This is a genomic window from Streptomyces chiangmaiensis (assembly GCF_036281785.1).
Lineage (GTDB): Bacteria > Actinomycetota > Actinomycetes > Streptomycetales > Streptomycetaceae > Streptomyces > Streptomyces chiangmaiensis.
In genome coordinates this window covers 12,343-34,517 of record NZ_JAYWVC010000055.1, presented here as the reverse complement: position 1 = coordinate 34,517, position 22,175 = coordinate 12,343, and the positions used below count along the sequence as shown (strand labels likewise).

Here is a 22,175-nt window from a genome sequence, read left to right as displayed (position 1 = left end):
TCAGCCCTCCAGGGCACCGGGGCTCGCGAGAGCCTCGGTCTCCTCGTCCCGCACATAGCGAAGGACGCCCCACATGCTGTGCTCGTCGGCGTGTGGGGCGTCGTCCGTGCACGCCTCCAGCTCTTTGCGCAGAGCGGTGGTGTCGATGCCGGAACCGATGAGCACGAGCTGGGTGAGCCGCTCGGCGCCGGCCTCCCACACCTCCGGGCGGAACCGCAGGAACCGCCCCACGGCATGCACGGCGTATCGGTTGCGCGGGTCGGCGGCGCCGAAGTCGACGTATCCCTTGATCCGGTAGAGGCCCTCCGGCCTGGTGTCGAGGAACTCCAGCAGCCGCCGCGGGTTCATGGGCACGTCGGAACGGAGGGAGAGGCTGTCGTATCCGGCGTGCAGATGGGCGTGGTGCGGACTCCCGCCGTCATGCCGGTGCAGGTCGTCGAACGACAGTTGCCCGACCCGCTCCTCGGCCGGACGGCAGTCGAAGAGGAACTCGGGGTCGATGCGCCCGTATGCGGCCGGGACCACGGCAGCCCGCTCGGTGAGGGAACGCACGGTCCGCAGGACCCGATCGCTGTCGTCGGCCCGGTCCGTCTTGTTGACGACGACAAGATCGGCAAGCGCGAGATGGCGGTCGAGTTCGGGATGCCTCTCCCGGGTGGTGTCGAACTCCACCGCGTCGACGACCTCGACAAGCCCGCCGTAGACCACGCGTGGATGATCGCAGGCGAGCACCATGCGGACGAGTTCCTGCGGTTCGGCGAGGCCGCTCGCCTCGATGACGATGACGTCGATGCCCGCGGAGGGCCGGGCCAGGCGGTCGAGGTAGACGTCGAGTTCGCCGGCGTCGACGGCGCAGCAGAGACATCCGTTGCCGAGGGAGACGGTGGAGTCCCCGAGCGCTCCGGCAACCGCCATGGCATCGATCTCGATGTCCCCGAAGTCGTTGACGACGGCACCGATGTGGCTGCCCGCGCTGTGGTGGAGGAGGTGGTTGAGCAGCGTGGTCTTGCCCGAGCCCAGGAATCCGGCGAGGACGACGACCGGGATCTGCTGCGGACTGGTCGGCCGGCTCAACGTGTGCCCCTTCTTCCACCGTTGCGTGCGCCGGATCGCGGTCCCGGCGGCGTACGAGGACGGCTCATGGACCGGCTCGCGCGGCACAGGGTCCGCTCTCGTACGAGGATTGAATGCCGACTCAGGATACGAGTGCGGGGAAACCCCGCGAAGTGAACGATTGTTAGCGGCGCTCGCGGGGCACACGTTTGGCATGGCGCCGGGAAACGCGACCCGCACTTCCCTCTGTGCGCCTCCTCTCCGCCTCCCCGCCGATCAGAGCCGCTCGGCACCCTGGGAGGCGGCAAGCGCGCCGCCCATCGCTCGCCGGTCCCCACCAGTCGACCGCACCCGACGACCGGCGGACGGTCGCCTGATTCGGGGGTTGACATGACCACACAGAAATCCGGGTCACGGAGGCTTGGCTCCACCGCCAGGGTAAGGTTTGCAACCCTGGTCAACGCGGTCACTGAACGAAGCCCATCCCATCGCCGGCACACTGTGCTCACCGAACAGCACCGCCTCCACTTCGACCTTCTCTGTAAAGCGATGGATGATCCCGCTCTCGCGGCGGTCCTCGACACTTACGAGAGTGACATCCCGCCCGAGAAGCAGAGGCAGTTCCTCTTCGCGAACGCGCTCTACATCAACGCGCTCTACTACCACCAGATCGGGGCATGGAGCCTCACCGAACTGTATGGACACCTTCGGGTGATGTGCCGCAACAAGATCTTCCGTGAGTACTGGGCGGCAACCCGCCATCACCGACAGAGTCTGTCTGCCGCATCGAAAGAAGCCGAGCTCGGCCGGATGATGAACGATCTGGTGGAGAGCATGGAGAGGCTGGACCAGGAGTCGGATGACGGTGAACTCGAAGAGTGGTGGGTGGTGGGGGAACCACCGGTGGAGTGAGGAGGGATCTTTTCATCAACTCCGTGCGTCCCTGGGACGCACGGCTCACCGGCCCGATACTCTACCCTCAACCTGCGCCGGGTAAACATCCCTCGCAGGTACTCCCATGTGCTGCTAGGGGCTGCCATTCCCCACAAGGACCCGCGGCCACTCAGAGAACATCCGTGGGCCCAAGCATGAGCTGCACTGGACGCGAGAGGGGTCACCAGCCCGCGCGACGACAGGCGCATGTGTCGGCCCGTCCCTCGACCGACATAGGAACGGACTTGAAGATCGTGCGTCGAGTCGGCGCTTCCCCCCGGGAGCGCGGCAGCGGTACGGGGCAGACGTGCCCCGACATCTTCGAATTGAGTGATGGTAATTACGCCGTGATCGGCACAGAGGCAACAGCCGATCTGGACGGCGAGCTGCCGCCTGACGCCGCGCGCGCAGACTACGAACGCATCGTCGTCATCAGTCGCGAGACCTTGGTACGCGCCAAGGCAGACATCCCCGACATGTAACGCCAACCTCCGCCTCGGGCCCGACGCCGTCACTTCAGGCGTTCGGCCCGGGGCGGGCTGGTGCTGAGTGTGTGGTGTGAGAGTGCTAGATGAAGCCGTTTCCGCATAGTTGAGGTCGGGAAGTCTCCCGTGGACTCCGGGAGGCAGCCAATGGCTCGTGATACCGGGTGGCGTACGCCGAGCAGGATCGCAGGGTGGCTGATCGCGTCGGTAACTGGAATCGCACTGGTCGGTGCACTCTCCATCGTCGCCAGCGGCTGGTTGATAGACGGTGTGGAGCGAACAAACGGGAGTCGGCAGACTGCTGCCGCAAGAAGCGCCCTGGGGGACTACTTCGGTGCCGTTAGCGCGGTGTTCTCAGGGGTGGCCCTGCTTCTCCTCGTCACGACACTCATCTTCCAGCAGCGGGAACTACGTTTGCAGCGCCAGGAGCTGGCCCTTCAGCGTGAGGAGCTGGTGGCGTCCCGGGACGAACTACGACGGAGCGCGGCAGCAGATCTGCGAAGTCTTCACGTGCGACTCACAGAGATGCAGATGGCCGATCCAGCACTGGCCGAGGTCTGGAACGCCTACCCGGGTCGCCCTCACTCAGAGGTACGGCAGTTCCTCTTTGCCAACCTAACCTGGGGCCAGTACTTGCTTCTCTATGAGTGGGGAGGGCTGACGGAAAGCGAGCTGCTCGCTCACGCACGGAGGATCACCCAGAGCTCTGTGTTCCGCCGCTACTGGAACGTCTCGCGTGAGGCGAAGGCATCACTGCCTCCCGAGAGCACAGAAGGGCGATTCTTCAGAATCTTTGAGCGAGCGATGAACGACCATCAAAGCGACAGCACAGCCTCAACGTCGTAGCGGTCGACGGCGTCAGTTGACCGTCGGCACGGCGACCGGTGGCACCGGGCCCACGTACCGGGCCGCCGGGCGGATGATTTTCGGGTCCTGCGCCTGTTCCAGGATGTTGGCGCTCCAGCCGACCACTCGGGCCGTCGCGAAGGTCGGTGTGAACATCTCGCGCGGGACACCGCAGAGTTCCATGACGACCCCGGCGTAGAACTCCACGTTCGTGTGCAGTTCGCGGCCGGGCTTCAGTTCGGCCAGGATCGCCTCCACGCGGCGCTCGACCTCGATCGCGAGGTCCACCAGCCCGCCGCCGAACCGCTGCGCAATACCCCGCAGCATCCTCGAGCGCGGGTCCTCCGTGCGGTAGACCGGGTGGCCGAAGCCCATGATGCGCTCGCCGGCAAGGACGCGCGCACGGATCCAGGCGTCGACGCGGTCCGGCGTGCCGATCGCATCGAGGGTGTCCAGGGCCCGGCTCGGCGCTCCACCGTGGAGCGGTCCGGACAGCGCGCCGACTGCCCCGACCAGGGCTGCCGCGACATCCGCACCCGTCGAGGTGATCACCCTCGCCGTGAATGTTGACGCATTGAATCCATGGTCAATGGTTGAGATCAAGTACTGCTCGATCGCGCGCGCATGCGCCTCGTCGGGCTCCGAACCGGTGAGCATGTAGAGGTAGTTGGCCGCGTACGGCAGGCCCTCCCGCGGTTCGACCGGCCGCAGCCCCCGGCCCAGCCGGTACAGCGCCGTCAACAGCGTGGGCACGACTGCCGCCGCCGCCAGAGTGTCCTCGCGGCGCCGGTCCGCATCGATGTCGTACACCGGCCGGAACCCCTTCGAGGCGCCGAGCAGGGAGAGCGCCGTACGCAGACCCGACAGCGGGCCGGACCGGCCGCTCGCGGCCGCCACCGCGGGAAGCGCGGCCCGGACGTCGTCGGGAAGGCGGCGCAGGGCGGCGGTCCTGGCGGCGAACGCGGACCGCTGCGCCGGGTCCGGCAGCGCGCCGTGGACCATCAGGTGCCAGACGTCCTCGAAGCCGCGGGTCAGCGCGAGTTCGACGGCCGAGTACTCCCGGTAGTGGTAGAAGCCCTCGAGCCCCCGGACGTCACCCAGTTCGGTGTCGGTGACCACGACACCCGCGAGCCCGCGCGGCACCTCCACGGGGGTGGATGCGGCCCTGCTGATCGACATGTGTCCTCCTTGGAATTGACTCGACTGTCCATGCTTGACTCAATCTCTGTCAATATTGATTAAATCAATGTGTGATCCATGGGTACGGTGACGGCCATGAGGGATCAGGGCACAACTCGCGGACACGACGGCACTCGGATCACCACCAGGGAGGCGGCCGAACTCCTCGGGGTGAAACCGGAGACCGTGTACGCCTATGTGAGCCGTGGCCAGCTCAGCAGCAGGCGGGAGCCCGGCGGCCGGGGCAGCACCTTCGACGCCCAGGAGGTGGCGGCCCTCGCGCGGCGCAACAGGCGTGAGCCGGCCGGAGGTTCACCCGCCGCCGGCGAACTCTCGGTCCGCACGTCCATCACCCTCATCGAGAAGGACCGGTACTTCTACCGGGGCGTCGACGCCACCGAGCTGGCCGACCGGCACTCCTACGAGGAGATCGCCGAGTGGCTGTGGACCGGACGGCTGCAGCCCGGAATCACCTTCACCGCCCCGGAGGCCGCCGTCACCGTCGCACGCCGAGCGGTGGCCGCGCTGCCCGAGCACACCGGCCCCACCGACCGGCTGAGGGTGGCGGCGATCGCCGCGGCCACCGCGGACCCGCTGCGCTTCGATCTGTCGCCGCAGGCCGTCCTCGGCGCCGCCCGCACCCTCATCCCCACGCTGGTCGCCGCCCTCCCGCCACTGCGGCCCGACCACCGCGACGAGGGCCCGCTGGCGCGGCGCCTGTGGGGTCGGCTCACCGGACGCGACCCCGACGAGACGTCAGTACGCGCGCTGGACACCGCACTCGGGCTTCTCGTCGACCACGACCTGGCCGCCTCCACCCTCGCGGTCCGCGTCGCCGCGTCCGCCCGCGCTCACGCGTACGCCGCCGTCTCCGCGGGCCTCGGTGTCCTGGAGGGCCCCCTGCACGGTGCGGCCGGCGGCCTGGCGCACCGGATGCTCCTCGACGTCCTGGACCGGGGCACCGCGGCCCCCGTGGTCGCCGACGAACTCCGTGCGGGGCGCACGATCCCCGGGCTCGGACATCGGCTGTATCCGGGCGAGGACCCCCGCGCGCGTGCGCTGTTCTCCGTCCTGGAGGAGCTGCCTGCCGCGGCACCGGCCCTGGCGGCCGCGCGGGACATCGTCTCCACCACGGCCCGCCACGCTCCGCTGCACGCCAATGTCGACCTGGCCCTGGCCGTCCTCACGGTTGCCTCCGGCATGAAGACCACGGCGGCGGAGACGGTCTTCGCCGTGGCCCGCACGGCGGGCTGGATCGCCCACACCCTGGAGGAGTACGAAGAACGTCCGCTGCGCATGCGCCCGAGCGGGCGCTATGCGGGGGCGCGACCGCCACAGCCGCTCCCCCGGTGAACGGAGCGCGCCCACGACCGCAACCGCGCACCGGGTGAGCCGGTGCGCGGCCGCATCCGGCCCGCTCCCCTGTGCGCTTCGCGTGCCTACGGCGCACCCCCGATGCGCCTCGAATGCGCCCCTGTTCGCGGGGCTGGAAGTCATCGCCGCCGAAGTCAGGTTAGGCTCACCTCTGTGAGTACGTGCACGACTGCATCACGGGACCTCGACGAGCCTCTCGCAGGAACCGCGGCGACCGCGAGGACATGGCTGCTCCTGGAACAGCCCGGCCCCTGGGGTCCCAAAGCGCTCACATCGAGCCACCTGGATCCCCAGCTCGGCCGCGCCCTCGAGGCGGCCGCGGAGGGCACAGGTGTGCGGATCGCGCTCATCCGCCGCCCCGGCCGGCACGCCGACTGCGGCACGCCCGCCGCACGGCAGATCTATGCCGCCCACACCCTTCCGGGCAACGTGTGGCTGCGCACCGCCACGACCTCCGAGCCGGAGCGGCTGCTCGACCTGGACTTCACCGCGCTCGGCCGCGGGGACTCCGGCACCTTCGACTCGGTCTTCCGGGCCGAACCCCATACAGGCGATCCGCTCGCGTTCGTCTGCACCAACGGCAAGCGGGACCGTTGCTGCGCCCTCCTCGGCCGCCCATTGGCGACCGAGCTGACCAGCTCCGGAGTCGAGGGGGTCTGGGAGGTCACTCATCTGGGTGGCCATCGCTTCTCACCCACGCTGCTCGTGCTTCCGTTCGGATACGCGTACGGACGTGCCCAGGCCCCGCACGTCAAGGAGATCCTCCAAGGAGTGCGTGACGGACGGGTCGTGGTGGAGGGATGCCGTGGCAGCTCCGCCTGGGAACGACCCGCACAGGCGGCGGAACTCGCCGTTCGCACTGCGGCCCACGAGTACGCGGCGGACGCGCTGACCGTCGTCCGCACGGACGGGACCGCGCCCCGCTGGGAGGTCACCGTCGCCCATACCGACGGCCGGCTGTGGCGCGTCCTGGTCGCGCAGGGGGCGTCCCTGCCCCCACGCCCCGACAGCTGCGGCAGCCCGCTCGGCTCACCGGCCCGGATGGACGTCGTGTCGGTACGCGAGTTGCTCACCACGGTGGTCGGCGACCCCGCGCACTGCTGAACTCCCGCCCTCCACGGCAACGGTCGACCCTCACAGCCCTCGCGCACGCCCCTCGGGAGATCCGTGCCACATCTGCGGAGGCAACGCGCCCGCGCACCCGTACCGTCTACGCATGACCCCCTCTCCCCCTGCACGACGACTGCGCCTCGGTCTGCCGCGGCGTATGTTCTCGCAGCTCCTGCTGACGCAGGTGGCGATCGCCGCGGGCGTCGCCGTGCTCGCCACCGGACTGTTCCTGGCCCCGCTCGGCCGGTTGCTCGACGACCAGGCGATGCACCAGGCGCTGGCGATCGCGCAGACCACCGCGGTCCAGCCGCAGATCGCCCGTGACCTGCAGTCGACGCTGCCGTCCCCGCAAGGACCTGTGCAGGCGGAGGCGGAACACATCCGCAAGGCGAGCAAAGCCGAGTACGTCGTGGTGATGAACATGAGGGGGGTGCGCTGGTCGCACCCGGACATCACGCAGATCGGCCGGGTCGTGTCCACCGACCCGCGACAGGCCCTGGCCGGCGAGGAGGTCATGCAGATCGACAGCGGCACCCTGGGGCGCTCGGCCCGCGGCAAGGTGCCGCTGCGCGACGCACGGGGCAGGATCATCGGCGCGGTCTCCGTGGGCATCGAGTACAACAGCGTGCGGGCCAGGCTGCTGCACGCGATCCCCGGACTGTTCGCCTACGCGGGTGCGGCCCTCGCCATCGGTGCCCTCGCCGCGTATCTGATCGCGCGCAGGGTCCAGCGGCAGACCCGAGACCTCGCCTTCTCCGACATCTCGGCGCTGCTCGCGGAGCGCGAGGCGATGCTGCACGGCATCAGGGAGGGCGTGGTCGCCCTGGACCGGACGGGCCGGGTACGGCTCGTGAACGACGAGGCGCAACGCCTGCTGGGCATCGGTGACGAGGTCGTCGGGCAGTCCCTCGACGAGGCGCTCGGCGAGGGCCGTACGACGGACGTCCTCGCCGGTCGTGTCGCCGGCACCGATCTGCTCACCGTGCGCGGTCAGCGTGTCCTCGTCGCCAACCGCATGCCCACCGACGACGGGGGTGCGGTCGCCACCCTGCGCGACCGCACCGAGCTCGAACAGCTGGGCCGGGAACTGGACTCCACCCGTGGTCTGATCGACGCCCTGCGTGCGCAGGACCACGAGCACGCCAATCGGATGCACACGCTCCTGGGACTGCTCGAACTGGAGATGTACGACGACGCGGTGGAGTTCGTCGACGAGGTGGTGGGCGACCACAGGACCACCGCGGAACAGGTCACCGAGAGGATCCACGATCCGCTGCTCGCCGCCTTGCTGGTGGGCAAGGCCACGGTCGCCGCGGAGCGCGGCGTGGCACTGTGGATCGCGGACCGGACGCTGCTGCCCGACCGGCTGATCGATCCGAGAGGGCTGGTCACGATCGTCGGCAACCTGGTCGACAACGCGCTTGACGCCGTGGCCGGCACCCGGCACGCGCGCGTGGAGGTCGAACTGCGCGCGGAGGAGCGCACGGCGGTCCTCCGGGTCCGGGACACGGGACCCGGAATCCCCGCCGAACGCCGGGAGTTGATCTTCACTGACGGATGGTCCACCAAGCAGCCGCCGTCCCACGGCAAACGCGGTATCGGCCTCTCCCTGGTGCGCCGTCTCGCCGAACGCCATGGAGGCAGCGCTCGGGTGGGCGAAGCCCACGGCGGGGGCGCGGAGTTCACCGTCGTGCTGCCCGACGCGCTCGAAGCGCCCGGCCGGACACCGGAGCCGCCCTCCAAGGACCCCCGGCACCGCGTCCCCGCCCAGGAAGCACCGGCAGAAGAGAACCTGCTCCCGCAGACGCCCGTTCACTTCCCCGGAGAGGAGACGCGATGACCCGGCCCATCGAGGTACTGGTCGTGGACGACGACGCCCGGGTCGCCCGCGTCAACGCCGCCTACGTCGACAAGGTCCCCGGCTTCCGAGTGACGGGCCAGGCGCACAACGCGGCGAGCGCCCTGCACCTGTTGGGGACTGCGCCGCGCCCCGACCTGATGTTGCTGGATCACTACCTTCCTGACGCCACAGGGCTCGATGTCGTCCGGGAGATGCGGCGGCGCAGTCACGAGACGGACGTGATCATGGTGACGGCCGCGCGGGACGTCCGCACGGTGCAGGCGGCGATGCGACAGGGCGCACTCCAGTACCTGGTCAAGCCGTTCGCCTTCGCGGGGCTGCGCACCAGGCTGGAGGCGTACGCCGAACTGCGCCGCACGCTCGACGGCGGCGGTCGGGCGGAACAGGCGGAGGTCGACCGGATCTTCGGCGCCATGTCGGCGGCCACGGAACCGGGGCTGCCCAAAGGGCACTCCCCCACCACCGCGGATCTCGTGGGGCGTGCCCTGGTGAACGCCAAAGGACCGCTGTCCGCCCAGGAGATCGCCGAGCGGACCGGACTGAGCCGGCAGACCGCCCAGCGCTATCTGAAATTGCTGGAGCGCACGGGAAGGGCCACGTTGACCCTCAAATACGGCGACGCGGGCCGCCCGGAGCATCGCTACGTCTGGGCGGCCCACGCCTGAGGCGGTGCCGGTCGGCTCAGCCCGCTGCCTTCTCCACGAACTCCGTGGTGTACGTCTTGTCGAGATCGATGGTGGCGTTCTTGATATTGGGGTTGAACGCCTTGAGGACCTTCTCGACCGTCTCGGGTCCGTTCTCCGGCATCACGCCGTCCTTGGTGAACATCGGGAGCGTGCTCTTGATGGCGTTCGCATAGAGCGTCTTGTCGCCCTGCGAGTAGTCGGCCGGCATCTTTGCGGCGATCTCGTCGGCGGAGTGCGTGGACATCCACTTCAAGGTCTTGACGAAGGCGTTGACCAGCTTCTGGACGGTGGCCTTGTGACCGTCGACCCACTCCGTCTGCATGTAGAGACTGGACGACGGGTACGGGCCGCCCAGCGCCTCCTGCGACCCCTGTGGGGTCCGCATGTCGACGAGCACCGTGCCGAGCTTCTTCTGGAGCACGGTGGCGACGGTCGGATCGGTGGTCATTCCGGCGTCGATGGAGCCCTTCTGGAGGGCGGAGACGAAGGTGGGTCCTGCGCCGACGGCGACCGGGCTGAACTCGCTCGTCTGTACCCCGCTCTTGACCGCGAGGTACTTGGTGAGGAAGTCCGTCGAGGAGCCGAGGCCGGTGACTCCGAGCTTCTTACCCTTGAAGTCCTTGGGCGACGTGATGTCCTTCGAGGCCTTGGCGGAAACGATCTCGACCTCACCGGGTGCGTGCGAGAACTGCACCACGGACTCGACGTGCTTGCCCTTGGTCTGCAGATCGAGGGTGTGGTCGTAGAAGCCGACGGCACCCTGGACCTGCCCGGAGACCAGTGCGGTCTCGGCCTGCACACCGGCGGGCTCGCTCAGCAGTTCCACGTCGAGGCCCTCGGCGTCGAAGTAGCCGAGCCGCTGGGTGAGCATCGCGGGCATGTAGATGACCTTGTCCAGGCCACCGACCATGATCTTGACCTTCTCGCCCTTGCCGTCGCCCTTGCCGCCGGATCCGGACGCGGCGGTGGACGCCGCGTCATTGGCGCAGGCGGTGAGCGAGGTGGCGGCGAGCAGACCGGCCGCGGCGAGGCAGGCGATTCTGGCGGACTTGCGCATGACGGTTCACGTCCTTGTGAGATGGCTGTGCGGGAAGAGGTGGTGCGTGTAGGGGCCGGCGGCCGCCCCCGACGAGCGCCCGAGGGGCCGGTCAATGCCCGGAATCCGTCGCCTTCCAGCGGAAGATGCGGCGCTCGGCGAAGGTGAGCAGCCCTTCGGCCACCAGCGCGACGACCGCGAGGATGACCATCGCGGCATACACACCGGCCGCGTTGAAGGTGCCCTGGGACTGTGCGACGAGCAGGCCTACACCCTTGGTGGCGCCGATGTACTCGCCGACGATGGCGCCGATCAGCGCGAAGCCGAAGCTGACATGGAGACTGGTGAAGATCCATGAGGTGGCCGACGGAATGACGACCTGAAGCGTCACCCGCCGGTCGCTGGCGCCCAGGATGCGGGCGTTGGAGACCAGGTTGCGGTCGACCTCGCGGGCGCCCTGGAAGGCGTTGAAGAAGACCGGGAAGAAGACCAGGACGACAGCCGAGGCGATCTTGGAGGACGGGCCGAGTCCGAACCAGATCACGAAGATCGGGGCAAGGACGATCCTGGGTATGGAGTTGAGCACCTTGATGTATGGACCAAGGACATCGGCGAGGAAGGCGATCCTCCCCAGCGCGATACCGAACACCACACCGGCCGCCACACCGATGACCCAGCCGAGCAGCGCCTCCTGGAGCGTGACCCAGATCTGCTCGCCGAGCGAGCCGAGCGCGGTGCCGTGGGTGATCCAGGTGTAGATCTGGTCCCATACCTTCGAAGGCATCGAGAAGTTGAACGGATCGATGACCTTGGCCCGGGACAGCGCCTCCCAGAGGCCGAGCACGGCCACCAGCAGCAGCACACGCGCGACCAGGACGACGGCCTTGCGCCTGCGGGCGGCACGCGCCCGGGACTCGGCACGGCCGGGCTGCTTGGAGGTGTCCACGGGAGCCGACGCGGAGATGACCTCAGGCGACATGGGCGGCACCCCTTTCGCGCGTGATGCGGACCTCTTCGCCGAGGGACTCCCAGATCTCGCGGTAGATCTCGATGAACCGCGGTTCCAGTCGCACCGATTCCACCTTGCGCGGCCGCGGCAGGTCGATGTCGAAGATGTGCTTCACGGTCGCGGGTCCGGCGGTCATCACGACGACCTTGTCGGCCAGCGCGATCGACTCCTCCAGGTCGTGGGTGACGAAGACGACCGAGGCGCCCGTGCCCTCCCACAGCTCCAGCAGCTCGTCCGACATCAGCGCCCTGGTCTGCACGTCGAGCGCCGAGAACGGCTCGTCCATCAGCAGGATCTCGGGGTCGTTGACAAAAGTGGCGGCGAGAGCGACACGCTTGCGCTGGCCACCGGAGAGCTGATGCGGGTAGCGGTCCTCGAAGGCCGCGAGCCCGACCCGTGCCAGCCACTCGCGCGCCTTCTGCTTCGCCTCCGCCTTGGGCACACCACGAAAGCGGGGGCCCGCCATGACGTTGGACAGAACCGTGCGCCAGGGAAACGTGGCGTCCTGCTGGAAGACGAAGCCGACCTTGTCCCCGACTCCCGCCACCGGCGCGCCGGCCACCAGCACCTCGCCCTCGGTGGGCTCCTCCAGCCCGCTGACCAGCGTCAAGGTCGTCGACTTGCCGCAACCGGTGGGTCCGACGACGGCGACGAACTCACCGCGGCCGACGGTCAGATCAAGCCCCCTGACGGCCGTGTGCAGACCCCCTGACGGGGTCCGGAAGGTCTTGCTCGCGCCCCGTAGCTCGATGGCGGGGCTGGTGTCTGCGCTCATGGCCGGGACCGTAGATGTCGTGGACACCGCGGCAGCAGTCTTCTGGGCGCAAGACCTACTTCTGCTTGCAAGAGTCTGTTGTGCTCATTTTGCTCGCGCTACAACTGCGGAGCCGAAACACGGGCTTAACGCTCGCCTGGCCTTGAGGGAGAGAGGCCCGATGATAAACGTCCTGATCGTGGACGACGACTTCCGTGTCGCCGAGATCAACGCCAAGTATGTCGGAAAGGTTCCCGGCTTCCGGGTCGCCTCCCGCGCGCACAGTGCCGCCCAGGCGCTGGCCGCGGTGGAGCGCGCCACGATCGACCTGGTTCTGCTCGACCACTACCTGCCCGATCAAACGGGGCTCGAACTGGTCCACCGGATGCGGGAGCAAGGCCATGGCACCGACGTCATCATGATCACGGCGGCCGGCGACGTGGCCACGGTGCAGGCCGCGATGCGTCTGGGCGCACTGCACTACCTGGTGAAGCCGTTCACTTTCACGGCCCTGCGCACACGCCTGGACTCGTATGCCGCCCTGCGCCGGACGGTCGACCGCGTCGGCGGCCGGGGGGTGGCCGGCCAGGAACAGGTCGACCGCATCTTCGGCGCCCTGCGCACCACGCCGGCGTCCTCCTCACCCGGGCTGCCCAGCGGCCACTCCGAGCCGACCACGGACCTCATATGCGATGTACTGCACCGGTCCGGCCGGCCGCTCTCGGCCCATGAGGTGGCCGCGCGGACGGGGTTGAGCCGCTCCACCGCCCAGCGCTATCTGCGCCGCCTCGAGCAGGTGGGCCGACTGCGGCTCTCCCTGAAGTACGGCGACACGGGGCGGCCCGAACACCGGTACGCGTGGGTGGCGCCGTAGCAGAGGGTGCGCGGGCCGTGCGGCCCGCGCACCACAGCGTGGTACCAGCGGGTCAGACCGCCCCCGCACCCGTCAGCGACCGCACCTCGGTCTCCGCGTGCTTGGCCTCGTCCGGCTGTTCCCCGGAGGTGACCGTGCCGAGCCAGCCCGCGAGAAAGCCGAGCGGGATGGAGACGATGCCGGGGTTCTGCAGCGGGAAGTACTGGAAGTCGACGGCGGGGAACAGCGATTCGGGACTGCCCGAGACGACCGGCGACAGCAGCACGAGCACGAGAGCGGGCAGCAGACCGCCGTAGACCGCCCACACGGCGCCGCGTGTCGTGAAGCCGCGCCAGAAGAGCGAGCAGATCAGCGCCGGCAGGTTCGCGGACGCGGAGACGGCGAAGGCGAGCCCCACCAGAAAGGCCACGTTGAGGTCACGGGCCAGCAGCCCGAGCGCGATCGCGACCACACCGATACCGACGGCTGCGACCCGTGCCACGGCCACCTCGCTGCGCGCCCTGGTGCGACGACGCCGCAGTGATGCGTACAGGTCGTGCGCGACAGCCGCCGAGGACGCCAGGGTGATACCGGCGACGACCGCGAGGATCGTGGCGAAGGCGATCGCGGCGACCATCGCGAACAAGACCGTTCCGCCGGTCGATTCCGCTCCGCCGCCCAGTTTCAGCGCCAGCAGCGGCACCGCCGTGTTCCCGGCCGCATTCGACTCCCGTACGGCGTCCGGTCCGACGACGGCTGCCGCGCCGAAGCCCAGCACGATCGTCATCAGGTAGAAACCGCCGATGAGCCCGACCGACCAGACGACGGAGCGACGGGCGGCCCGGGCGGTGGGAACGGTGTAGAAGCGGGACAGGATGTGTGGCAGTCCGGCCGTGCCCAGCACCAGTGCCAGGCCCAGGCTGACGAAGTCGATACGCGCGGTCCAGGTCCCGCCGTACTTCAGCCCCGGCGCGAGAAAAGCCTCACCGTGCCCGCTGCGCTCCGCCGCCGTCCGCAGCAATGAGTCGACGTCCCCGTGGAAGCGCAACAGGACGAGCACGGTCAGCGCCATCGCGCCGCCGAGCAGCAGCACGGCCTTGACGATCTGGATCCAGGTGGTGGCCCGCATCCCGCCCAAGGACACATAGATCACCATCAGCGCGCCGACGACGATCACAGTCCAGGAACGCGCCGCGGCGCTCGTTCCGCCGAACAGCAGCGCGACCAGGCTGCCCGCTCCCACCATCTGCGCCACCAGGTACAGCACGGACACGGTGACGGAGGACGTCCCCACCGCGATCCGCACCGGCCGCTCGCTCATCCTTGCCGCGATGACGTCCGCGAGTGTGAACCGCCCGCAGTTGCGCACCAGTTCGGCGACGAAGAAGAGCACCACGAGCCAGGCGACGAGGAAGCCCACCACATAGAGCATCCCGTCGTACCCGAAGAGAGCGATCAGCCCGGTGACGCCCAGGAAGGAGGCCGCCGACATGTAGTCGCCTGCGATGGCACAACCATTCTCCATCGGCGAGAACAATCGCCCGCCCGCGTAGAACTCCTCCGCCGACCCCTGCCGGTTGCGGCTCACCCACGTGGTGATCGCCAGTGTGATCGCGACGAACACGCTGAACAGCACCAGCGCCAGTGCCTGATGGTGCTCGCTCACGACTCGCCGCCCCTGAGCCCTCGGGTCAACTCCTGGGTGTCCCAGCGCAGATCGAGGGCAGCCCGGTCCCGATGCAACCGGGCGTGCCGCGCGTACGCCCAGGTGAGCACAAACGTCGTCAGGAACTGTCCGAGTCCCGCCAGCATCGCCACGTTCACGGCGCCCGCCACCGGCCGGGCCATCAGCCCCGGCGCCGTCTGCGCGGCCACCACATAGCCCAGGTACCAGGAGAAGGCCGCCACGATCCCCGGGATCACGAACCTCCGGTACCGGCTGCGCACCTCCTGGAAAGCCGCACTGCGCTGCACCTCCAGATACACCTGCGCCGCACGGGAAGCCCCATCCTCGCGCCGCGCGGGCGGCACCACGGGAGCGGGCGCGCCCGTCCCGTCCAGTTCCCCCCAACCGGAAGCGAGCGCGTCGTACCAGGGGTCGTCGTGCCGCATGTGTCCGGCCGCCCCCATGGCCGTGGGGGCCGCGTCACGGCCTTCGTGCTTCTCGACCGGACTCTCGGGACCGCCCCCGTCTCCGCTGGGACGACCATTGCTTGACTTCATGCCCAAGGATGGACAGATCGGAAAGATCCCCGGCTCTCCTTCTCCGCGCTCTTCACCCCATCAGGTGATTCACCGCGAGGGCGGCCGCACCAGCCCGTTTGCATACGCGTAACGCACCGCCCCGGCGCGGTCCTTGAGCCCGGTCTTGGCGAAGAGATTGTTGATGTGGGTCTTCACGGTGGCCGTGGAGACATGCAGTCTGCGGGCGATCTCCTGGTTGGTCAGCCCCTCGGCGATCAGCACGAGCACCTCCGTCTCCCGTGCGGTGAGCCCGTCCGGCGCCTCCGCGGGCGGCTCCCGCCCGGGCTCCGACAGCCGCTCCAGCAGCCGTCGCTGGATGCTCGGGGAGAGCCCCGCGTCCCCGGACAGCACGCTCCGCACGGCCCGCACGATCTCGTCGCCGCCCGTCCTTGGTGAGATAGCCGCGTGCCCCTGCTCTCAGCGCCGGGAACAGCGACTCGTCGTCCGCGTAGGTGGTGAGCACGACGACCTGGGTACCAGGGTGCTCGGTACGGATGCGCCGCGTCGCCTCGACGCCGTCGCAGCGCGGCATGCGCAGGTCCATCAGCACCACGTCCGGAGCGAGCTCGGCGACGAGCTTCACCGCCTCCTCCCCGTCTCCGGCGGCACCGACCACCTCGACGCCGGGAAGCAGCCCCAGCAGCATCACGATGCCCTCGCGCACCACCGTCTGGTCGTCCGCCACCACGACCCGGCCGGCTTGCCGCCCTCCTCCGTCATACCGGCACCTTCAACGTCACCACGAAACCCTCCTCGCCGGGCCCGGCATCCAGCGAGCCGCCCAGCAACTCGGCGCGCTCCCGCATGCCCAGCAGACCGTACCCGGCCCCCGTGCCGGTCAACTCGCCCGGCGATCCACCCGAGTCCCGTACGTCCAGCATCACTTGATGCTCGGCGTACTCCAGCCGAATGTGCACCTTGGCGCCGGGGGCATGTTTGCGGACGTTCGTCATGGCCTCCTGGGCGACCCTGCGGACCGCCTGCGAGGCTTCGGCGGGCAACGGTTTGCGCTCACCCGATACGGTGACGTCCGCACCGTCCGCCATGGCGACGAGCTCACTCAGGAAGTCCTCGAGCGGGGACATCTCGCCGCGCAGCGCCGAGAGCGCCTGCCGGGTCTCGGCGAGTCCCTCCCGCGCCATCCCCCGGGCGGACACGACCCGCTCAAGGATCTTGTCACGCTCGGCCCCCGACTCGATCAGCAGCCGGGCCGCCTCCAGATGCACCAGCTGCGCGGAGAGACTGTGTGCCAGTACGTCGTGGATGTCCCGGGCGATCCGGGCCCGCTCCGCCAGGGCCGCCGATTCGGCCTCGGCCGCTCGTGCGGCCCGCTCCTGGGCGAGCAGCCGCAGGGCACCGCCCCGCGCCTCCGCGTCGAGGCGCAGGACGTAGCCCGCGAGGGCGATTCCGACCGTGGTGACCGCCGTGGTCAGCCAGGCGTCATTGTTGACCGCGGCGTACGCCCCCAACCCTACGCCGGCGGCGGGTATCGCCGCGACGAGCGGCTGTTCCATGGCGGCGACGGCGCACGCGCACCAGAGCACGAGGGCCGGGATACCCAGCCCCGCGAGGTGCCCCACGAGTGCCAGCCCCAGGAGCACCGCGAGCAGGACGACCGAGGGCAGCAGCCGATTGCGCAGTGTGGTCCGGAAGAAGGCCCAGTCCGCCACTCCGCACACCAGGACCCCGGCTGCCGCCGTGGCCTCGCCCCACGCATGCAGACGGCCGCCGGCGAAGGTCGTCCACAGGAGCATGCCGAGGGCGAAGAGCCGTCCGCACCACAGCCGAGCGCACGCCGGGCACCGGAGACTCCCCTGCGGGACATTGCCTCGCGCGAGGGCCAGCGCGTCCACACGTTGTCCGTCACACACGCTCCTTCTGTGCGGGCCGGGGCATGCCGTCACCGTACGCCGTGGCCGGTCGGTCAACGGAGACGAGGAACCGCACCCGCCAGACCAGGAGCCCGGAGCGCACCAGCGGCGTGCCCGCCAGGGCGAGCAGGAGGGCGGAGCTGTCCTGGTGGACGCCCAGCGATGCCCCGACCGCGAAGAGGCCGACGCGCAGGGCGATGCCGCCGATCCAGACGCTCACGCTGGCCTTGGTGCTCCTGCTCCACGCGGCACCGTCCGCCTCCACCCATATCCGGGTGGTCCAGGCCCAGCCGGCCCCGGTCGCCAGGCCGATCAGCACCTCGGCGCCGAGCAGCAGGGCGGACTCGGTGGGGTGATGGGGATCGAGCATGCCGGGCCGGCGCAACGCGAGAACGGTGAGGACCGCGGGTACGAGCCACCAGCGCCGGTCGGCGTCGATCCGGTGTGCCCGGAACTGACGCACGATCACCAGGACGACCACGGCCACGATCACCAACGCGTTGACCAGCCCGGACATCACAGGCTCCGTGAGCGAGAAGGAAAGAGGCCGACAGCGGCTGCTGTCGGCGCCTTCGACGCTACGGAAATCGCCAGGTCGGCAGATCGGAGCCAGGGTGGATCGTGGGTGGAACCGGCACCGCCCGCTCTCTCCACCCATGGGTGGAGGCGTGCCTCGAGCACTGCCCGTCGCAGCGGCGTACCCCAGGCCTTCGCGGACGCGACGGGAGGCAGCCGGTCACGCGCGGCCGGTTCGCACGACGGGCTGTGCAACCCACCCCGGCAGACCAAAACTGGCCGTCCGGAGGCCCCCCGCGCACGCCGGGCCGCCCCGGAAACCGTCTTGCCTCCGGTCGGAACACGGCCCCGATCTCACGCTCGGCCCACCGGATCCTGGGCCCTGGCCGGGGGGCGCCCCCCGGCCAGGCGCTCTCGGCTCACGTCCTGCCGGAGCCGTAGCGGCGCGGCGGCTACGCGTCGATGCGCGACCGGTCCAGCGTCGCCGCCGAGCTGGAGATGAACTCCTTGCGCGGTGCCACGTCGTTGCCCATCAGCAGGTCGAACACCTGCTCGGCGGACTCCAGGTCGGACAGGTTGATCCGGCGCAGGGTGCGGTGACGCGGGTCCATCGTCGTCTCGGCCAGCTGGTCGGCGTCCATCTCACCCAGGCCCTTGTACCGCTGGATGGAATCCTTGTACCGGACGCCCTTGCTCTGGAGTTCCAGGAGCTTGTCGCGCAGCTCGCGGTCGGAGTACGTGTAGACGTACTTGTCCTGGCCCTTCTTCGGCTGGACGATCTCGATGCGGTGCAGCGGCGGTACCGCGGCGAACACCCGCCCGGACTCGACCATGGGCCGCATGTAGCGGTGGAACAGCGTCAGCAGCAGGGTGCGGATATGGGAGCCGTCCACATCGGCGTCGGTCATCATGATGATCTTGCCGTAGCGTGCCGCGTCGATGTCGAAGGTCCTGCCCGATCCGGCCCCTATCACCTGGATGATCGCACCGCACTCGGCGTTCTTGAGCATGTCCGTCACGGACGACTTCTGGACGTTCAGGATCTTGCCGCGGATGGGCAGGAGCGCCTGGAACTCGGAGTTCCGCGCGAGCTTGGCCGTACCCAGCGCGGAGTCGCCCTCGACGATGAACAGCTCGCTGCGGTCGACGTCGTCGCTGCGGCAGTCGGCGAGCTTCGCGGGCAGCGACGAGGACTCCAGGGCCGTCTTGCGGCGCTGCGCGTCCTTGTGCTGGCGGGCGGCGATGCGCGTACGGGCCGCGGCCACGGCCTTTTCCAGAACGACGCGGGCCTGCTGGGCGGCGTCCCGCTTCGTGGAGGTCAGGAACGCCTTGAGCTCCGCGGAGACCACGTTCGTCACGATCCGGCGGGCCGCGGACGTGCCGAGGACCTCCTTGGTCTGGCCCTCGAACTGCGGTTCGGCCAGGCGCACGGTCACGACCGCGGTGAGCCCCTCCAGGGCGTCGTCCTTGACGATGTCGTCCTCGGCGACGCGCAGCAGCTTCTTGGCACGCAGCACGTCGTTCAGCGTCTTGGTGACCGCCTGCTCGAAGCCGGCGACATGGGTGCCGCCCTTGGGAGTGGCGATGATGTTGACGAACGACCTGAGCGTCGTGTCGTACCCGGTGCCCCAGCGCAGCGCCACGTCGACACCCAGCTCCCGGGTGACCTCGGTGGGCGTCATCTGGCCGTGGTCGTCCAGGACGGGGACCGTCTCCTTGAAGGTGCCCTGTCCGGAGAAGCGCAGGACGTCACAGACCGGCTTGTCGCTCGCCAGGTACTCGCAGAACTCGCTGATGCCGCCGTCGAAGCGGAAGGACTCCTCGCCCTTGCTCCCGCCCTCGCCGAGCCCGTACTCGTCGCGGACGACGATGGTCAGCCCCGGCACCAGGAAGGCCGTCTGGCGGGCGCGCTGGTGCAGCGTCTCCAGGGAGAGCTTGGCGTCCTTGAGGAAGATCTGGCGGTCGGCCCAGTAGCGTACGCGCGTGCCGGTGCGGGTCTTGGGGATCTTCTTTGCCTTGAGCAGTCCGCTCTTGGCCTCGAACTTCGCGTTCGGGCCGTCGCCGGCGAAGGCGCCCGGTACACCGCGCCGGAAGCTGATCGCATGCGTGTGGCCGCCACGGTCGACCTCGACGTCCAGGCGCGCGGAAAGGGCGTTCACCACGGATGCGCCGACGCCGTGCAGACCACCGGAGGCCGCGTAGGAGCCTCCGCCGAACTTGCCGCCCGCGTGCAGCTTGGTCATCACGACCTCGACACCGGACAGGCGGGTCTTGGGTTCCACGTCGACCGGAATGCCACGGCCGTTGTCCCTGACCTCCACCGAGCCGTCGTCGTGCAGGATCACCTCGATGTGGTCGCCGTAACCGCCCAGGGCTTCGTCGACGGAGTTGTCGATGATCTCCCAGAGACAGTGGCTCAGACCCCGGCTGTCGGTCGAACCGATGTACATGCCGGGGCGCTTCCGCACGGCCTCGAGACCTTCGAGGACCAGGAGGTGCCGCGCGGTGTAGTTGGAACCGTCGCGGTCTGCTCCTGTCAGCAGCGCTGTGGACGGCACGGACGTATCGGCGGTCACGCGGTTCGCTCCTCGCTGAATTTCAGATGGGGCCCCATGGGGTAGCGGGCCGGCTTCGGTCACCGGTCCGAGGGTACCGAGGCCTGGTAGAGCCGTTGTAACGCCACCCTCGTCGTGAACTCAGACTAGTCCAGAGTCGCACGCACGTTCGACATATGGTGGGGGTGAAGTACATATCACGTTCCCTTCGAGGCATGAACCATTTAGCCTCGGGGCACGTCCTCATCCACAACCGGCAACGCCGCCGGGAGGACGCGACCACCGATAGACAGCGCGAACCCGTACGACATACAGACGTAATACGGCACATTCGCCGCCAACCGGCAGCAGACAGCCGGCTCGGAAAGAAATTTTCGAGGATAAGCCGCGAGCGGGAACGTTTTCGGCCTGGTTGGATGTTGACGCTGGTACGACAGCTCGTCGAGCTAGAGAAGAGGCGACGTGACTACTGTTCTGACCCCCGCGAGCCCGCTGACGGCCGCTGACCGCTGCGACCGTTGCGGCGCCCAGGCGTACGTGCGCGTCGTCCTCCTGAGCGGCGGAGAACTGCTCTTCTGCGCCCACCACGGCCGCAAGTTCGAGCCGGAACTCAAGAAGATCGCCGCTGAGATACAGGACGAGACGGAGCGCCTCACCTCCGTTCCGGCAAACGCCTCCGACGAGGAACGCTGACACCTAGCGTCCCGACGAGCCGCCACCGGCGCCGAGGCCGGTGAAACGGGCGGCCACTCCGATCACGAGGAGTGGCCGCCCGTACTCGTAGGGCGCTTCCGAGCGGCGCCGTGGGGCGCACCGGGTCCGCCCGCCGTGCCGCACGCACCCGGTCCATTGCGTGACGCCCGTCAGCATGCGCGACAGGACCCCGGGAAGCGGATCACCGTCATCGGCCGCCGTTCAGCGTTCTGACGACCTCCGAAACGCGCGTGTAGACCCCGGGGCTGCCGGGCTGTCCGCAGCCGTTCCCCCAGGACACCAGACCGATCAGACGCCCCATGGCGACCAGCGGTCCCCCGCTGTCCCCCTGGCAGGCGTCGTGACCACCCTGGGGCTGGCCGGCGCACAGCATGGAAGCAGCCTGGTACTTCCCCTCCAGACCGCCGGGATAGGCCCGCTCGCAGGCATTGTCCGGCAGTACCTGCAGGTTCGCGCCCCGCAGACTGCGCACGTAGTCCGCATCTCCGGTGGCGTCACCCCAGCCGTACACCGTCGCCGCCGTCCCCGGCTGATAGGCCGGATCGCCGGCCGCCGCCATGCGGATGACCGAACTCGCCGGCAGCGGAGAGGCGAGGGTGAGCACCGCGAAGTCACCGACGTTCGTGAGGCTGTTGAACATCGGATTGACCCATGTGGCGGTCACCGGGATCTCCTTGCCCTGGCTGGACATCAGGTCGGTACGACCCGCGATGACCTTCAGGTCCCGCACTTGTCCCGGTGGTGCTCCCAGGACGGCCGCGCTCATACAGTGAGCGGCGGTCAGGACCCTGGCACGATCCACCGCCACTCCTCCGCAGAACTGCCCCGCGCGTGTACCACCAAACCGGTCACGGCTGGAGAGTGCGACGGTCCACGGGCTCTGTGAGATGTCGACCGGGAAGCCTCCGATGACGACGTTGTCCGCCGTCGCCGAGGCCGGGGACACCAGCGGTATCAGGGCTGCTGCAACTCCCACGGCCAGGGCTCGGGCAAGGTGGCGACGCATGGGCACTCCTCACTGTCGGATGGTCGTAGAACACCCACAGTGATCCAGTCGGCTACGACGCGCACACGCAGAGGGGCCGGTTCCCACGGG

Annotated in this window: 19 protein-coding genes and 2 pseudogenes; 9 read left to right on the top strand and 12 right to left on the bottom strand. The window is 69.2% G+C overall.

Annotated features, from left to right (window positions below):
• Window positions 1–1,074, bottom strand: a complete 1,074-nt coding sequence (locus VXC91_RS18255; protein ID WP_329508326.1) for a CobW family GTP-binding protein — start codon at window positions 1,072–1,074, stop codon at window positions 1–3.
• Window positions 1,075–1,443: 369 nt separating this feature from the next.
• Here VXC91_RS18255 and VXC91_RS18250 point away from each other — a divergent pair, with 369 nt between their 5' ends.
• From VXC91_RS18250 to VXC91_RS18240, 3 genes are all read left to right on the top strand, one after another.
• Window positions 1,444–1,965 (top strand): DUF6082 family protein, encoded by a 522-nt coding sequence (locus VXC91_RS18250; RefSeq protein WP_329508325.1) that lies wholly within the window; start codon window positions 1,444–1,446, stop codon window positions 1,963–1,965.
• Between the two features lie 266 nt (window positions 1,966–2,231).
• Window positions 2,232–2,468, top strand: coding sequence for a hypothetical protein (locus VXC91_RS18245; protein WP_329508324.1), 237 nt, complete (start codon window positions 2,232–2,234; stop codon window positions 2,466–2,468).
• A 150-nt stretch (window positions 2,469–2,618) separates the two neighbouring features.
• Window positions 2,619–3,317, top strand: coding sequence for a DUF6082 family protein (locus VXC91_RS18240; RefSeq protein WP_329508323.1), 699 nt, complete (start codon window positions 2,619–2,621; stop codon window positions 3,315–3,317).
• 12 nt (window positions 3,318–3,329) lie between these two features.
• Here the strand turns inward: VXC91_RS18240 and VXC91_RS18235 are convergent, their stop codons facing one another.
• Entirely contained in the window at window positions 3,330–4,496 is a 1,167-nt protein-coding gene (locus VXC91_RS18235) for a citrate synthase (RefSeq protein WP_329508322.1), read from the bottom strand.
• Window positions 4,497–4,592: 96 nt separating this feature from the next.
• Between VXC91_RS18235 and VXC91_RS18230 the strand changes: the two genes are divergently transcribed.
• The 4 genes from VXC91_RS18230 to VXC91_RS18215 all read left to right on the top strand — a co-directional run bounded on the left by VXC91_RS18230 (window position 4,593) and on the right by VXC91_RS18215 (window position 9,506).
• Complete coding sequence (locus tag VXC91_RS18230; RefSeq protein WP_329508321.1) at window positions 4,593–5,849, top strand: citrate synthase; 1,257 nt, start codon at window positions 4,593–4,595, stop codon at window positions 5,847–5,849.
• A gap of 174 nt (window positions 5,850–6,023) precedes the next feature.
• Complete coding sequence (locus tag VXC91_RS18225; protein WP_329508320.1) at window positions 6,024–6,974, top strand: sucrase ferredoxin; 951 nt, start codon at window positions 6,024–6,026, stop codon at window positions 6,972–6,974.
• A gap of 112 nt (window positions 6,975–7,086) precedes the next feature.
• Window positions 7,087–8,820, top strand: coding sequence for a sensor histidine kinase (locus tag VXC91_RS18220; RefSeq protein WP_329508319.1), 1,734 nt, complete (start codon window positions 7,087–7,089; stop codon window positions 8,818–8,820).
• Window positions 8,817–9,506: a response regulator gene (locus VXC91_RS18215; protein ID WP_329508318.1), complete on the top strand. Its 690-nt coding sequence runs from the start codon at window positions 8,817–8,819 to the stop codon at window positions 9,504–9,506. Before VXC91_RS18220 ends, VXC91_RS18215 begins: the two co-directional genes overlap by 4 nt.
• A gap of 16 nt (window positions 9,507–9,522) precedes the next feature.
• On the opposite strand, the gene VXC91_RS18210 is transcribed toward VXC91_RS18215, so the two are convergent.
• From VXC91_RS18210 to VXC91_RS18200, 3 genes are all read right to left on the bottom strand, one after another.
• On the bottom strand, window positions 9,523–10,584 hold the full coding sequence (locus tag VXC91_RS18210; RefSeq protein WP_329508317.1) for an ABC transporter substrate-binding protein: 1,062 nt from the start codon (window positions 10,582–10,584) through the stop codon (window positions 9,523–9,525).
• Between the two features lie 91 nt (window positions 10,585–10,675).
• Window positions 10,676–11,542, bottom strand: coding sequence for an ABC transporter permease (locus VXC91_RS18205; protein WP_329508316.1), 867 nt, complete (start codon window positions 11,540–11,542; stop codon window positions 10,676–10,678).
• Entirely contained in the window at window positions 11,532–12,347 is an 816-nt protein-coding gene (locus VXC91_RS18200; protein WP_329508315.1) for an ABC transporter ATP-binding protein, read from the bottom strand. The genes VXC91_RS18205 and VXC91_RS18200 overlap by 11 nt, the downstream gene beginning before the upstream one ends.
• Window positions 12,348–12,507: 160 nt before the next feature.
• On the opposite strand from VXC91_RS18200, the gene VXC91_RS18195 reads away from it, so the two are divergent.
• Complete coding sequence (locus tag VXC91_RS18195; protein ID WP_059132115.1) at window positions 12,508–13,200, top strand: response regulator; 693 nt, start codon at window positions 12,508–12,510, stop codon at window positions 13,198–13,200.
• Window positions 13,201–13,252: 52 nt separating this feature from the next.
• Here the strand turns inward: VXC91_RS18195 and VXC91_RS18190 are convergent, their stop codons facing one another.
• The 6 genes and pseudogenes from VXC91_RS18190 to VXC91_RS18165 all read right to left on the bottom strand — a co-directional run bounded on the left by VXC91_RS18190 (window position 13,253) and on the right by VXC91_RS18165 (window position 20,386).
• Window positions 13,253–14,845 (bottom strand): solute symporter family protein, encoded by a 1,593-nt coding sequence (locus VXC91_RS18190; RefSeq protein ID WP_329508314.1) that lies wholly within the window; start codon window positions 14,843–14,845, stop codon window positions 13,253–13,255.
• On the bottom strand, window positions 14,842–15,402 hold the full coding sequence (locus tag VXC91_RS18185) for a DUF485 domain-containing protein (protein WP_329508313.1): 561 nt from the start codon (window positions 15,400–15,402) through the stop codon (window positions 14,842–14,844). The genes VXC91_RS18190 and VXC91_RS18185 overlap by 4 nt, the downstream gene beginning before the upstream one ends.
• A gap of 69 nt (window positions 15,403–15,471) precedes the next feature.
• Window positions 15,472–16,069 (bottom strand): annotated as a pseudogene (locus tag VXC91_RS18180) (response regulator).
• A gap of 70 nt (window positions 16,070–16,139) precedes the next feature.
• Window positions 16,140–17,290: pseudogene (locus VXC91_RS18175) on the bottom strand (sensor histidine kinase).
• Window positions 17,287–17,811 carry a DUF1453 domain-containing protein gene (locus tag VXC91_RS18170; RefSeq protein WP_329508312.1) on the bottom strand — a complete coding sequence of 175 codons (525 nt, stop codon included), beginning with the start codon at window positions 17,809–17,811 and terminating at the stop codon, window positions 17,287–17,289. Before VXC91_RS18170 ends, VXC91_RS18175 begins: the two are co-directional and overlap by 4 nt.
• A 451-nt stretch (window positions 17,812–18,262) precedes the next feature.
• Complete coding sequence (locus tag VXC91_RS18165; protein ID WP_329508311.1) at window positions 18,263–20,386, bottom strand: DNA gyrase/topoisomerase IV subunit B; 2,124 nt, start codon at window positions 20,384–20,386, stop codon at window positions 18,263–18,265.
• A gap of 441 nt (window positions 20,387–20,827) precedes the next feature.
• Between VXC91_RS18165 and VXC91_RS18160 the strand changes: the two genes are divergently transcribed.
• The gene (locus VXC91_RS18160; RefSeq protein ID WP_329508310.1) at window positions 20,828–21,058 is read left to right on the top strand and encodes a DUF7455 domain-containing protein; all 231 of its coding nucleotides are present in this window, start codon (window positions 20,828–20,830) and stop codon (window positions 21,056–21,058) included.
• A 208-nt stretch (window positions 21,059–21,266) separates the two neighbouring features.
• Here VXC91_RS18160 and VXC91_RS18155 read toward each other — a convergent pair whose 3' ends face one another.
• Entirely contained in the window at window positions 21,267–22,085 is an 819-nt protein-coding gene (locus VXC91_RS18155; protein WP_329508309.1) for a S1 family peptidase, read from the bottom strand.
• Window positions 22,086–22,175 lie beyond the last annotated feature (90 nt).

Coding starts and splice junctions, on each gene's coding strand:
- VXC91_RS18250 (WP_329508325.1), top strand. CDS start 1,444: ATGACCACACAGAAATCCGGGTCACGGAGGCTTGGCTCCACCGCCAGG.
- VXC91_RS18240 (WP_329508323.1), top strand. CDS start 2,619: ATGGCTCGTGATACCGGGTGGCGTACGCCGAGCAGGATCGCAGGGTGG.
- VXC91_RS18235 (WP_329508322.1), bottom strand. CDS start 4,496: ATGTCGATCAGCAGGGCCGCATCCACCCCCGTGGAGGTGCCGCGCGGG.
- VXC91_RS18230 (WP_329508321.1), top strand. CDS start 4,593: ATGAGGGATCAGGGCACAACTCGCGGACACGACGGCACTCGGATCACC.
- VXC91_RS18220 (WP_329508319.1), top strand. CDS start 7,087: ATGACCCCCTCTCCCCCTGCACGACGACTGCGCCTCGGTCTGCCGCGG.
- VXC91_RS18215 (WP_329508318.1), top strand. CDS start 8,817: ATGACCCGGCCCATCGAGGTACTGGTCGTGGACGACGACGCCCGGGTC.
- VXC91_RS18210 (WP_329508317.1), bottom strand. CDS start 10,584: ATGCGCAAGTCCGCCAGAATCGCCTGCCTCGCCGCGGCCGGTCTGCTC.
- VXC91_RS18205 (WP_329508316.1), bottom strand. CDS start 11,542: ATGTCGCCTGAGGTCATCTCCGCGTCGGCTCCCGTGGACACCTCCAAG.
- VXC91_RS18200 (WP_329508315.1), bottom strand. CDS start 12,347: ATGAGCGCAGACACCAGCCCCGCCATCGAGCTACGGGGCGCGAGCAAG.
- VXC91_RS18195 (WP_059132115.1), top strand. CDS start 12,508: ATGATAAACGTCCTGATCGTGGACGACGACTTCCGTGTCGCCGAGATC.
- VXC91_RS18185 (WP_329508313.1), bottom strand. CDS start 15,402: ATGAAGTCAAGCAATGGTCGTCCCAGCGGAGACGGGGGCGGTCCCGAG.
- VXC91_RS18170 (WP_329508312.1), bottom strand. CDS start 17,811: ATGTCCGGGCTGGTCAACGCGTTGGTGATCGTGGCCGTGGTCGTCCTG.
- VXC91_RS18155 (WP_329508309.1), bottom strand. CDS start 22,085: ATGCGTCGCCACCTTGCCCGAGCCCTGGCCGTGGGAGTTGCAGCAGCC.